Source organism: Rhodococcus sp. NPDC076796 (genome assembly GCF_040702765.1).
GTDB lineage: Bacteria > Actinomycetota > Actinomycetes > Mycobacteriales > Mycobacteriaceae > Rhodococcoides.
This window is the reverse complement of sequence record NZ_JBFBMS010000006.1, coordinates 1-11,998: the sequence shown is the minus strand read 5'-3', so window position 1 is coordinate 11,998 and position 11,998 is coordinate 1. Positions and strand designations below refer to the sequence as shown.

Annotated in this window: 11 protein-coding genes and 1 tRNA gene; 5 read left to right on the top strand and 7 right to left on the bottom strand. The window is 64.2% G+C overall.

The features are described 5' to 3' along the window. Window positions 1-107: 107 nt before the first annotated feature. Together AB0366_RS18710 and AB0366_RS18705 are read left to right on the top strand one after the other, a co-directional pair. Window positions 108-620, top strand: coding sequence for a DUF3145 domain-containing protein (locus tag AB0366_RS18710; protein WP_121869542.1), 513 nt, complete (start codon window positions 108-110; stop codon window positions 618-620). A 91-nt stretch (window positions 621-711) separates the two neighbouring features. After that, a complete protein-coding gene (locus tag AB0366_RS18705) occupies window positions 712-1,158 on the top strand; it encodes a cold shock domain-containing protein (protein WP_366245458.1) in 447 nt (148 codons plus the stop codon). Window positions 1,159-1,161: 3 nt separating this feature from the next. On the opposite strand, the gene AB0366_RS18700 is transcribed toward AB0366_RS18705, so the two are convergent. The 6 genes from AB0366_RS18700 to aceE all read right to left on the bottom strand — a co-directional run bounded on the left by AB0366_RS18700 (window position 1,162) and on the right by aceE (window position 9,740). After that, window positions 1,162-2,595, bottom strand: coding sequence for a carboxyl transferase domain-containing protein (locus AB0366_RS18700; protein ID WP_121869543.1), 1,434 nt, complete (start codon window positions 2,593-2,595; stop codon window positions 1,162-1,164). A gap of 129 nt (window positions 2,596-2,724) precedes the next feature. Continuing rightward, the gene (locus tag AB0366_RS18695; protein WP_032403883.1) at window positions 2,725-3,975 is read right to left on the bottom strand and encodes a KasA/KasB family beta-ketoacyl-ACP synthase; all 1,251 of its coding nucleotides are present in this window, start codon (window positions 3,973-3,975) and stop codon (window positions 2,725-2,727) included. Between the two features lie 8 nt (window positions 3,976-3,983). Then, entirely contained in the window at window positions 3,984-4,328 is a 345-nt protein-coding gene (gene acpM / locus AB0366_RS18690; protein WP_045199610.1) for a meromycolate extension acyl carrier protein AcpM, read from the bottom strand. 88 nt (window positions 4,329-4,416) lie between these two features. Beyond that, entirely contained in the window at window positions 4,417-5,325 is a 909-nt protein-coding gene (locus AB0366_RS18685) for an ACP S-malonyltransferase (protein ID WP_314141538.1), read from the bottom strand. A gap of 128 nt (window positions 5,326-5,453) precedes the next feature. Then, the gene (locus AB0366_RS18680) at window positions 5,454-6,833 is read right to left on the bottom strand and encodes a helix-turn-helix domain-containing protein (protein WP_366245210.1); all 1,380 of its coding nucleotides are present in this window, start codon (window positions 6,831-6,833) and stop codon (window positions 5,454-5,456) included. A gap of 87 nt (window positions 6,834-6,920) precedes the next feature. Then, window positions 6,921-9,740: a pyruvate dehydrogenase (acetyl-transferring), homodimeric type gene (gene aceE / locus AB0366_RS18675; protein WP_366245208.1), complete on the bottom strand. Its 2,820-nt coding sequence runs from the start codon at window positions 9,738-9,740 to the stop codon at window positions 6,921-6,923. 258 nt (window positions 9,741-9,998) lie between these two features. Here aceE and AB0366_RS18670 point away from each other — a divergent pair, with 258 nt between their 5' ends. From AB0366_RS18670 to AB0366_RS18660, 3 genes are all read left to right on the top strand, one after another. Further along, window positions 9,999-10,421 carry a DUF3052 domain-containing protein gene (locus tag AB0366_RS18670; protein ID WP_032379129.1) on the top strand — a complete coding sequence of 141 codons (423 nt, stop codon included), beginning with the start codon at window positions 9,999-10,001 and terminating at the stop codon, window positions 10,419-10,421. Between the two features lie 31 nt (window positions 10,422-10,452). Then, window positions 10,453-10,914 (top strand): peroxiredoxin, encoded by a 462-nt coding sequence (locus tag AB0366_RS18665; RefSeq protein ID WP_366245207.1) that lies wholly within the window; start codon window positions 10,453-10,455, stop codon window positions 10,912-10,914. An 87-nt stretch (window positions 10,915-11,001) separates the two neighbouring features. Continuing rightward, window positions 11,002-11,073 (top strand) — tRNA-Val (locus AB0366_RS18660). 237 nt (window positions 11,074-11,310) lie between these two features. Here AB0366_RS18660 and AB0366_RS18655 read toward each other — a convergent pair. Further along, window positions 11,311-11,769 (bottom strand): hypothetical protein, encoded by a 459-nt coding sequence (locus AB0366_RS18655; RefSeq protein ID WP_347871642.1) that lies wholly within the window; start codon window positions 11,767-11,769, stop codon window positions 11,311-11,313. Window positions 11,770-11,998: the final 229 nt, after the last annotated feature.

Here is an 11,998-nt window from a genome sequence, read left to right as displayed (position 1 = left end):
GTAACTCGGGGCACACTAGTACACATACGTGTTGATTCACTGCAGCCAGTCGAAGCATGTCGAGGTCGTTGGGGAAGACGTCCCTCGTCGAAGCTGGAGGTAGTGCAATGCGTGGATCGAATCAATTCGCAGAAGCGACGTCGGGTGTCGTGTACATCCACTCGTCGCCCGCGGCGTTGTGCCCGCATGTCGAATGGGCGTTGTCCGACGCCCTCGATTGCCGTGCGAATTTGAAGTGGTCTGCGCAGCCGGCCTCCGACGGGCAGCTGCGCGCCACCACCGACTGGATCGGCCCGGTCGGGACCGGAGCGACCCTCGCCGGCATCCTGCGCTCGTGGCAGATGTTGCGCTTCGAGGTGACCGAGGACCCCAGCGAAGGCGTCGACGGCGAACGGTTCTCGCACGTACCCGGATTGGGGCTGTGGCGTGGATCGACGAGCGCTAACGGTGACGTGGTCCTCGGCGAGATGCGACTGCGTGCCCTCATGGAGAACAACCAGGGCAACCTCACCGCCGCCGTGGAGCACGCTCTCGGCTCGGACTGGGACGCCGCCCTCGAGCCGTTCCGCACCGGTGGTGCAGGAGCCGAAGTGACGTGGTTGAGCCGCAACGTCGGCTAGTCGTGGGAGTTGCTGGGGGTTCGGTGTCGCGGTAGTTTCGCGTGCGTGCCTGGGGTAGGCATGTGGGAACGACCGTGGAGTGGTGAGTTCGATGTTGTCGACCGGAAAAGTGATTCGATTCGACGAGTTCAAGGGGTACGGATTCGTAGCGCCGGACGAGGGCGGCGAGGACGTGTTCATCCACGTCAACGATCTGGATTTCGACAAAAGGCTGCTGGCGCCGGGGGTTCGCGTCGAATACGTCGCCGTCGACGGCGATCGCGGCCTCAAGGCCACCCAGGTACAGATTATCGACGGTCCGGCATCGACCGCGCTGGTCACCCGACACAAGCCCGACGTGCCGTACCACGACGTTCCGATCAGCGAACACGAGCAGATCGAAGACGTCATCTGCGACGTGCTCTCCGAGGCGGACTTCACCGCCGAAGTGACCGAGGCACTCCTGACGGCCAACGGAACCGTGACGGCAGCGCAGATCCTCGACATCCGATCAGCGATGCTGCGAGTGGCTCACGACCACAAGTGGATCGAGAACTGACGATCAGAGCGGAATGTTCTTGTGGTTGCCGCGTGCCGCGGGGGCGGCCGCGAGGGCCTTGGCCACAGTGCTGCGGGTCTTGCTCGGCTCGATGACCTCGTCGACGACACCGATGGCCACGGCACGCTCGACGCCACCGGCGATGTTTTCGTGCTCGACGGTGAGGCGATCGTGCAGTGCCTCACGCTCCTCCTCGGGAGCGGCTGCGAGTGCCTTCTTGTGCAGGATGCCGACGGCGGCCTTCGCGCCCATCACGGCGACCTCGGAGCCGGGCCAAGCGTAGACCGCGGTGGCACCGAGCGCGCGAGCGTTCATCGCGATGTATGCGCCGCCGTAGATCTTGCGGGTCACGAGGGTGACGCGGGGGACGGTGGCTTCGGCGAAGGCGTGCAACAGCTTTGCGCCGCGGCGGACGACGCCTTCCCATTCCATGCTGACGCCGGGAAGGTAACCGGGGACATCGACGACCACGATGAGCGGGATGCCGAACGCGTCGCACAGTCGCACGAAACGTGCTGCCTTCTCGGCACTTTCGGAGTTGAGGCAACCGCCGAGGCGAATGGGATTGTTGGCGATGACGCCGACGGTGCGGCCGCTGATACGTCCGAGGCCGATGACGATGCTGCGGGCCCAGCCGCCCTGGAACTCCTCGAAGGTCGATTCCCCTTCGACGTTGTCCAGCAATTCGTGCACGATCGGGTGGACATCGTATGCGCGACGGTTGGATTCGGGCATCAGCGCTCGAAGATCGGTATCGCCGTGCTCGGCGGCGGCGATGTCGAATTCGCCCTGCTCGCAGAACATGGACACCAGACGGCGGGCGCGGGTGAACGCGTCCATCTCGCTGTCGGCAACGATGTGGCACACGCCGGACTTCTTGTGGTGGGTGTCGGGGCCGCCGAGCGAGGCCATGTCGACCTGCTCACCGGTGACGCTGCGGACGACGTCGGGACCGGTGACGAACACGCGTCCCTCGGGAGCCATGATGACGACGTCGGTCAACGCAGGACCGTAGGCGGCGCCGCCGGCTGCGAAGCCGAGGACGACGGAAACTTGGGGGACGAGGCCGGATGCTCGAACCATGGCCTCGAAGACGAGTCCGACGGCGTGGAGAGCTTCGACGCCCTCGGCGAGGCGAGCGCCTCCGGAGTGCCAGACGCCGACGATCGGAGCGCGCTGCTCGATGGCCGTGTCGATGGCGGCGACGATGTGCTTGCAGCCGTCCACACCCATGGCACCGCCCATGACGGTGGCATCTGAGCAGTAGGCGATGGTGTGGACGCCGTCGATCTCACCGGACGCCGCCAGGATGCCGGACTTGTCCCGATCGTGCAGGGGCACAGTGGTTCCGGCGTCGAACAGATTCTCGAGGCGGGCGAGTGGATCGCGGGGATCGGTGGAGGTACCGGATCGTGTGACAGGGGCCAGAATGGTCATCGCTTGTCCTTCTTCAGGGCCCCTGGCGGGGGCGAGGCCCGAACCGGGGCCGTTCCCTGGGAACGGCCCCAGCCCGGATCATGCACTGCGAGAGCGAGATTCGCTGAGTCGAAGAATCGACTCAGTGCATCACGCCTTTCCGAAGGCGAGCGCTACGTTGTGCCCACCGAATCCGAACGAGTTGTTGATCGCGTAATCGATCTGTCCGACGCGGGGCTCGCCCTTGACGACGTCGAGATCGATCTCGGGATCCTGATTCTCCAAATTCAGTGTGGGAGGGATGATTCCCTCGCGCACTGCCAGCACCGTCAGAACCGACTCGAGAGCGCCGACGGCACCGATCGAGTGGCCCAGAGCGGATTTCGGTGCGTACACCGCTGCGTGATTTCCGACGGCCTTGTTGATTGCCAGCGCCTCGGCGGTGTCTCCGATGGGAGTTGCCGTTGCGTGGGCGTTCACGTGGGTGATGTCGGACTTCTGCAGACCTGCGGTCTCGATCGCACGCTGCATAGCGCGCGCGGCACCCTTGCCCTCCGGGTCGGGAGCCACGAGGTGGAACCCGTCGGAGGTGATTCCGGCACCGAGCAGGCGGGCGTGGATCGTTGCGCCGCGTGCCTTGGCGTGCTCCTCGGTCTCGATGACCATGAGCGCACCCGCTTCACCGAAGACGAAGCCGTCACGATCCTTGTCGAACGGACGTGACGCACCCTTCGGATTGTCGTTGTTGGTGCTCATCGCCCGCATCATGGAGAAGCTGGCGATCGGAACCGCGTCGATGTAGCCCTCGACGCCGCCGGTGACGACCATGTCCGCGTCGCCCATCACGATCATCCGCCACGCGTGTGCGATGGCTTCCGATCCCGAGGAGCAGGCGGAGACGGGGGTGATGACACCGGCCTGTGCTTTGAGCTCGAGGCCGACGACCGCGGCGGGGCCGTTCGGCATGACCATCTGAACGGCGAGCGGAGACACCTTGCGGTAGCCGCCGGCCTTCATCTTGTCGTTGGCGTCGATCAGTGAATCGCCGCCGCCGAGGCCGGTACCGATCGACACACCGAGGCGAAGGGGATCGACGTCGGGAGTTCCGGCGTTCTTCCAGACCTCACGACCGAGCACGGTGGCCAGCTGCTCCACGTAGCTCAGGCGACGAATCTCGACCCGTGAGAGCAGGCTCTGCGGGTTCACCGCGAGGTGGCCGCCGATCCGCACGGGCAGGTCGTACTCGGCGACGAAGTCGTCTTCCAGCGTTGCGATTCCGCTGTCGCCGTTCAGCAGACCCTTCCACGTGGCATCGACGTCACCCGCGAGTGACGTGGTCGCAGCGAGGCTGGTGACGACGACACTGGGGAAGCGTCCGTTGGCGGTGGATGGGTTGGTCATGGGCCGTGTCACTCGCTCGCGGAGTCGTCGAGCTTGGCCTTGATAGCTTCTGCGGCTTCGGGGTTCTCCGCTTCGAGCTTCTGGATGTAGTTGACGGCGTCGCCGACGGTGCGCAGACCTGCGAGGTCCTCGTCGGGGATCTTCACGCCGTACTTGTCCTCGGTCTGCACTGCGATCTCGACCATGGAGAGTGAGTCGATGTCGAGGTCGTCCACGAAGGACTTCTCGATGGTCACCTCGGACGGTTCGATGCCCGTGACCTCCTCGATGATCTCTGCAAGTCCGGCGATGAGGTCTTCCTGGCTGGCCACTGTTGTGGCTCCCTTCTCTTCTGTGTAGAACGCCGAAGTCATGTGCTTCGAGACGCGATTGTGCATTTCTGCCACTCGGGGAGTGGAAGTGCGATCCGCCGTGCTGTGACGGCGAAGTGTGTGGGTCGAGCTAACCGAGCTCGGCCATTGCGGAAATGTCCGCCGGTGTCTTCAGGCCCAGGTTGGCGACGCCACGCAGCTCGCGTTTGGCGATGCCGACCAGCGCACCTGCCGGGGGCAGTTCGACAAGTCCGGTGACCTGCGCGGTGCGCAGGTAGGCGTTGCACAGATCCCATCGCACGGGGCGAGTGACCTGGGCAGCAAGCTTGTTCAGTGCGTCGGCACCCGAGGCGACCGGCTGACCGTCCGAGTTGGACAGCAATGTCCGCGTCGGCTCGGACGGGGTGATGGCGGCTGCCGCTGCGGCAACGGTGTCGCCCGCAGACGCCATGAACTTGGTGTGGAATGCGCCTGCGACCGGCAGCGCGCGAACCCGAGCCTTCTCGGGCGCGCTCTCGGCCAGCTCGGCAAGTTTGGTGAGCAGTCCGGCTGCGACGATCTGACCCGCAGCGTTGACGTTGGCCGGAGCGAGGTCCAGTTCTTCGAGTCGAGCCAGGACGGCAGCTTCGTCTCCGCCGAGCACGGCGGACATGCCGGTCGGTTCCAGTGCGCATGCCTTGGCCATTGCTGCGCCACGGACGGCAGCGAGGGACACGGCGTCGTCGGAGGAGATGACGCCGGCGATCGCAGCGGCGGCAAGTTCGCCCACCGAGTGTCCAGCGACGATGGCGTCCTCGGGGAACAGGCCGCGCGATGCGATCTCCTCGAATGCGAGCAGCGCCGACGCCACGACCAGGGGCTGGGTCACCGCGGTGTCGGTGATCTCCTCGGCGGTGGCTGTGGTGCCGAGGCGGACGAGGTCGAGACCGGAGGCCTTCGACCACAACGCGAGTCGGTCTGCCGCGCCTGGCAATTCGAGCCAAGGCAACAGCATGCCGGGAGTCTGGGAGCCCTGACCGGGCGCAAGCAACGCAATCACAGGGTTAAGAGAACACCGTCGGGTGCCTGATGAGTGATGTCGCGCTCGATGAACTCTCGACAAGCAATTTGTGGGAACCCTACAAATTGCCTCGTGGGGATCCGCTATCGCCGGAGGGTGGGTCGGCGTTACGTGACTACTTCTCCGAATGTGACCTGTGTGACATATGGGGCAGGATGCGGCGGTTCGTGATGCGTTCGAGCCAACCTACCTACCGTTGCCGCGACCCTGAGTACGTACGCGTCTCGCGGGTGAGTGGGGTCGCGACCGGTGACCTCGGCGATGCGCTTGAGCCGATACCGGACGGTATTTGGATGAACAAACAGCTGCCGTGCGCAGGTTTCCACGGCACCGCCACAGTCGAGATACGCGTCGAGGGTGTCGGCCAAACCGGAGCCGGCCGCCGCCAACGGAACGACCACGTGATCGTTCAACGCCGATATCGCTGCGCCGTCGTTGAGGAGTGCGCGTTCGGGCAACAACTCACCTGCGTGCACCGGACGCGGCGCACCCCGCCAACCCGCCACGGCCTGCATCCCGGCGAAGGCCTCCACCGCGCTCGAGTGCGCCGCGCCGAGAGTGCGAGTGGTCGGTCCGATGACGACGGGTCCGTCCGAGAAGTTCTGCAGCATGTCGTCGATGAACGCGCGATGCGTGGCAGTGTCGTCGAGCTGACCGCTCACCACCATCACCAGCCGCGTTCCCTGCACCACGGCCAATGCCGCGCGGCCGTGCTTCTGCGCCACGGCGTGCACGGTTCCGACCACCGAGACGCCTCGATCGTCCGGGGGAGTGCCGACCAGCACGGTTGCGGGCGCAGTGGCGTCCCAGTTCAACGTGGCGGCGCGCGAGAGCATGTCCGAGCCGGTGTCTCCGCGCACGACGGCGTCGACCACTAGGGCTTCGAGGCGGGTGTCCCAGGCTCCGCGGGACTCGGCGGCGCTGGCGTAGACCGACGCGGCCGCGAAGCCGAGCTCGCGCCCGTACCGCAGGACGGCCTCGGTCAGGGCCACCAGCTGCTGGTCGTTGCGGGCCAGCGCCGGAAGCCATTGCTCGAAGAACTCCATCGCCACCCGCACCATGTCGACCGTCTGGCGCAGAGTGAGGCGTCGGGCAAGGTCTTGGGGGATGACCTGAAATGCGTCGAGGCTGAAGCGAATATCGCTGTTGGGGTTCTTCAGCCATTCGAGAAAGTTGTCGACGGCTGTCTGAATCAACAGCTGGACGCTGGCACGTTGGGCTGCGTCGAGATCACCGAAGAACGGCAGCTGGCCCTGCATGGTGGTGACGGCCTCGGTCGAGAGTCGGCCGGAGAACTGCTTGACGCGTCGCAGCAAGGCATCGGGCAGGGGATCGCGTTTCTGGCGTGAGGGAGCCAATGAGGCGACCGGAAGGTGCACTTCGTTGTCCGAGGTCAACGAATCGCGCAACGCTTCACGGTAGGCGTCGCGTCGGGACACATCGCGTGCAGACGCACTGTCCGGTGAACCGGGCTTCGCATCGGACATAAGGAGAACCTACGCCGGACCCCCGCCCCCATCGCGATGGACGTACTTCGCGACGTGGGACGGGGGTCGGACGATCAAGGGTGGAACCTACGCGGAACCGGTATCGGCGAACGACGTCGGAGCCGCGGTGACGTCGTCGATCTTGTACTTCTCCGCAGCCTCGACGGCCTTGGACTTGTCGATCTCACCGGATGCGGCGAGGGCGGACAACGTGGCGACGACGATCGACTCGGCGTCGACGTTGAACACCCGACGTGCGGCCGGACGGGTATCGGAGAACCCGAAGCCGTCGGTGCCGAGGGTGACGTAATCGCCCGGAACCCACTGACGGATCTGGTCCGGAACGGCGCGCATCCAATCCGAGGACGCGATTACCGGGCCGTTGGCGTCGGCCAGAGCCGAGGTGACGAACGGAACGCGCTTGTCGGCACCGGGGTTGCGCAGGGACTCCTTCTCGGCGTCGACGCCGTCGCGGCGCAGTTCGCCCCACGAGGTCACCGACCAGACGGCCGAACGCACGCCCCACTCCTCGAACAGCAGCTCGCGCGCCTTGCGGGCCGAGACCATGCCGACGCCCGACGCCAACAGCTGCGCCTCGGGTCCGTCGCCCTCCTGCGGAGCCGCGAACCGGTAGATGCCCTTGAGCAGACCCTCGACGTCCAGGTTCTCCGGCTCGGCCGGCTGTACGTACGGCTCGTTGTAGAGGGTGATGTAGTAGAAGATGTTCTCGCCGCCGAAGCCTTCCACGCCTTCGGTGCCGCCGTACATCCGTCGCAGACCGTCCTTGACGATGTGCGCGATCTCGTACGAGAACGCCGGGTCGTAGGCCACGGCCGCCGGGTTGGTCGACGCCAACAGCAGCGAGTGACCGTCGGCGTGCTGCAGACCCTCACCGGTGAGCGTGGTGCGACCTGCGGTGGCACCGAGCACGAATCCGCGAGCCATCTGGTCTGCCGCTGCCCAGAGACCGTCGCCGGTGCGCTGGAATCCGAACATCGAGTAGAAGATGTACAGCGGGATCATGACTTCGCCGTGCGTGGCGTACGAGGTACCGACCGCGGTGAACGACGACGTCGAACCGGCCTCGTTGATGCCCTCGTGCAGGATCTGGCCGACCGAGCTCTCCTTGTAGGCGAGCATCAGCTCCGAGTCCACCGAGGTGTACAGCTGGCCGTTGCGGTTGTAGATCTTCAGCGACGGGAACCACGAGTCCATACCGAAGGTGCGGGCCTCATCGGGGATGATCGGGACGATTCGGTGACCGATCTCCTTGTCTCGCAACAGCTCCTTCATGACACGCACGAGCGCCATGGTGGTGGCGACTTCCTGCTTGCCGGAGCCCTTGCGCAGCGTCTTGTACGTGTCGTCGCCCGGCTGCGGCAGCGGCTTGACGTCGACGCGGCGCTCGGGAACGAATCCGCCGAGCTTGTTGCGACGATCGAGCATGTACTGGATCTCGGGAGCATCCGGGCCTGGGTGGTAGTACGGCGGCATGTACGGATCCTTCTCGAGCTCCTCGTCGGAGATCGGGATGTGCTGGAGATCGCGGAACGTCTTGAGATCGTCCAGCGTCAGCTTCTTCATCTGGTGCGTGGCGTTACGGCCCTCGAAGTGCTTGCCGAGGGTGTAGCCCTTGATCGTGTGCGCCAGGATGACCGTCGGCTGGCCCTTGTGCGACATCGCGGCCGCGTAGGCAGCGTGCACCTTGCGGTAGTCGTGGCCGCCGCGCTTGAGGTTCCAGATCTCGTCGTCCGACAGATCCTTGACGAGCTCCTTGGTGCGCGGATCGCGGCCGAAGAAGTGATCGCGGACGTACCCGCCGTCGTTGGCCTTGTAGGTCTGGAAGTCGCCGTCGGGCGTGGTGTTCATGAGGTTCACCAGTGCGCCGTCGCGGTCCTTGTGCAGCAGCGAGTCCCACTCGCGGCCCCAGACGACCTTGATGACGTTCCAGCCGGCACCGCGGAAGAACGACTCCAGTTCCTGGATGATCTTGCCGTTGCCGCGGACCGGGCCGTCGAGGCGCTGCAGGTTGCAGTTGACGACGAACGTGAGGTTGTCGAGGCCCTCGGTGGCGGCCACGTGCGCGAGTCCACGCGATTCCGGCTCGTCCATCTCGCCGTCGCCGAGGTACGCCCACACGTGCTGATCGGTGGTGTCCTTGATGCCGCGGTCGTTGAGGTAGTGATTGAAGCGGGCCTGGTAGATGGCGTTCATCGGGCCGAGACCCATCGATACCGTCGGGAACTCCCAGAAGTCCTGCATCAGACGCGGGTGCGGGTACGACGGCAGTCCGCCGCCCTCGTTCACGTGACTGGCCTCCTGGCGGAAGCCGTCCATGCGTTCGGCCGGAATGCGGCCCTCGAGGAAGGCGCGGGCGTAGATGCCGGGAGAGGCGTGACCCTGGATGAAGATGTGGTCGCCGCCGCCCGGGTGATCCTTGCCGCGGAAGAAGTGGTTGAAGCCGACCTCGTACAGCGCAGCCGACGAGGCATACGTGGAGATGTGGCCACCGACGCCGACGCCGGGACGCTGCGCGCGGTGCACCATGATGGCCGCGTTCCAGCGGATCCAAGCGCGGTAGCGGCGTTCCATGGACTCGTCGCCGGGGAACCACGGCTCGTTCTCGGTGGGAATGGTGTTGACGTAATCCGTCGACGTCAGCGACGGCAGTGCGACGCGGCGCTCGCCGGCGCGCTCGAGCAACCTGAGCATCAGGTAGCGAGCGCGGTTGGGGCCGGACCTCTCCAACAGGCCGTCGAACGATTCGATCCATTCGTTGGTCTCGTCGTTGTCGATATCGGGCAGGTACGACGCGACACCCTCACGGATGACGCGGACCCGGCCGTCAGAGCCCTTCTTGCCTGCAGACGATGTGTTCTGCCGTTCGCCGCTGTTCACTTCGGACAACGTGTGCACTCCTCAATGTGGCGGACGCTCGGTGTGGCGCCCGGTCCCGGTAGACCCGCCCCTGTGACGGCGGTCTACTTTCCTCGTTCTCGTGATTCCTCCCCAATCCTGCTACATCCTGTCGGTTCTGGTAGTACAGAGGTCCGATACCCACCAGTAGAAATTTATGTACGCAATTTCGGCGCGGTCAGCTTGCGCGAACGGCTTCAACACTGTTCGCTTTGTCTACTGCACCCACAATTCAAGGAGGTCACCACCGTGGTCGCCGCGGCGGACGCTCAGAACTACGCTCAGAAACTTGGCATCACTCGCGACATGGTCGTACAGGAGCTGGGCTGGGACGAGGACACCGACGATGATCTGCGCGCCGACGTAGAGGATGCGATCGGTGGCGAGACCCTCGACGAGGATTCCGACGAGGTGATCGACGTTGTACTGCTGTGGTGGCGCGACGGAGACGGTGACCTGGTCGATGCACTCATGGATGCCATCGGGCCACTCTCGGACGATGGAATCGTGTGGGTCCTCAGCCCCAAGACCGGCATGTCCGGTCACGTCGAACCCAGTGAGATTGCCGAGTCCGCCCCGACCGCAGGATTGACGCAGACCTCTGCGGCAAACCTCGGTGACTGGATCGGAAGTCGATTGGTTCAGCCCAAGACCCCTGCCACCAAGCGGTAGGCCGATGCTCGACACAGGAAGACGGTTCTAGATGCCGATCGAGGTTGGCGCAGTTGCGCCCGACTTCACCCTCAAAGACCAGAACAACCAACTGGTGACGTTGTCGTCGTACAGGAACGTGAAAAACGTTCTGCTCGTGTTCTATCCATTGGCCTTCACCGGCACGTGCCAAGGCGAGCTGTGCAAAGTACGCGACGAGTTACCGACCTTCGAGAACGACGAGACTGCCATCCTGGCAATCTCGGTTGGTCCGCCTCCGACCCACAAGATCTGGGCTGCAGAACAGGGCTACACCTTTCCGCTGCTGTCGGACTTCTGGCCGCACGGTGAGGTTGCTCAGGCCTACGGGGTCTTCAACGACACAGCAGGATTCGCCAATCGCGGAACATTCGTGGTCGACAAATCCGGAATCGTCAGGTTCGCCGAAATGAACGGACCCGGCGAGGCACGCGACAGTTCTTCGTGGGCCGAGGCTCTCGCTCAGGTGAGCTGACCTGCGGAATTGTAGTTAGAGATCAGACACGATAAATTTCTCCAAGCGTTCCGGTGGCCCGGGGTTGTCCCCAGGCCACCGGTGCTCGGGCGTATAGCTCAGCGGTAGAGCTCTGGTTTTACACACCAGCGGTCGGGGGTTCGAACCCCTCTGCGCCCACCCTGGTCACAGGGGTTGTTGGCCCTGATTTGACCCAATCGGCGGCGAGTTTTTATCACGTTTTGTCACAAGTGATCCGTAACTGGTTGCAGCAGCGTTCAGCGCATGGGGCTGGTTGTGGACATATCGAGCCATCTTGAATGCGGCAATCGCATGGCCCAACCCGCAGAAACCGTTGGGATCGGGACACCGTTGACGATCATGAGCGTGGCGCATGTGTGTCGTTCGTCGTGCAGGTTAATGACGGAACGCCAGCCGGGCGCAGGCGGCCTTCCATCGATCAGTGAGGTAGTCGGGGTGGACAGGATCGCCCAGCTCGTTCACGAACACAAGACCGCTGTCACGGTATCTGTCAACAGCCGGTGACATCTCCTGGCGCTTTACGGCTCGGGCGTGGAGCAATGACGAGTAGACCGGATCGGGGATCGGTACGTCTAGCTTTGACCGTTCTTTCTTCGGCTGTCCGATGATCACCTTGGCGTCGACAATCGTGCGTGTACGGACGATCCGCATCCTGTGCGCTTCCAAGTCGATGTGCTCCCAGCAGAGGCCTGCCAACTCTTGCTTGCGAAGACCAAGTGAGCCGAGTTGGTGTTGATGACCGTCACGATCATCCTTGATGACATCAATAAGTGCATGTAGTTCTTGAACCGTCAGGGTCGGGCGTTCCTTGCTGTCGAGCCGCGGTGTGTCCACGTACGCGTGTCTGTCACTACCTTTTTGCTTCCGGTTCTAAATCAATCAGATCATCAAAGCTAGGTAGTGGCAGCAGTACGTAGTGATTGCCAAAGCGATCGGGCATGGGAATCCCCAGACTGGTTATCGGGTGATGATGGCGCTCATCGAAAATGCTCAACTTCGCTCAGCGAAAGTGCTCACCCGGTAGCGGTGATCACTGTAGCGGTTGACGGGTCCCGGTGACGGC

Coding starts and splice junctions, on each gene's coding strand:
- acpM (WP_045199610.1), bottom strand. CDS start 4,328: ATGACTTCGGCGTTCTACACAGAAGAGAAGGGAGCCACAACAGTGGCC.
- AB0366_RS18695 (WP_032403883.1), bottom strand. CDS start 3,975: ATGACCAACCCATCCACCGCCAACGGACGCTTCCCCAGTGTCGTCGTC.
- AB0366_RS18705 (WP_366245458.1), top strand. CDS start 712: ATGTTGTCGACCGGAAAAGTGATTCGATTCGACGAGTTCAAGGGGTAC.
- AB0366_RS18710 (WP_121869542.1), top strand. CDS start 108: ATGCGTGGATCGAATCAATTCGCAGAAGCGACGTCGGGTGTCGTGTAC.
- AB0366_RS18700 (WP_121869543.1), bottom strand. CDS start 2,595: ATGACCATTCTGGCCCCTGTCACACGATCCGGTACCTCCACCGATCCC.
- AB0366_RS18665 (WP_366245207.1), top strand. CDS start 10,453: ATGCCGATCGAGGTTGGCGCAGTTGCGCCCGACTTCACCCTCAAAGAC.
- AB0366_RS18680 (WP_366245210.1), bottom strand. CDS start 6,833: ATGTCCGATGCGAAGCCCGGTTCACCGGACAGTGCGTCTGCACGCGAT.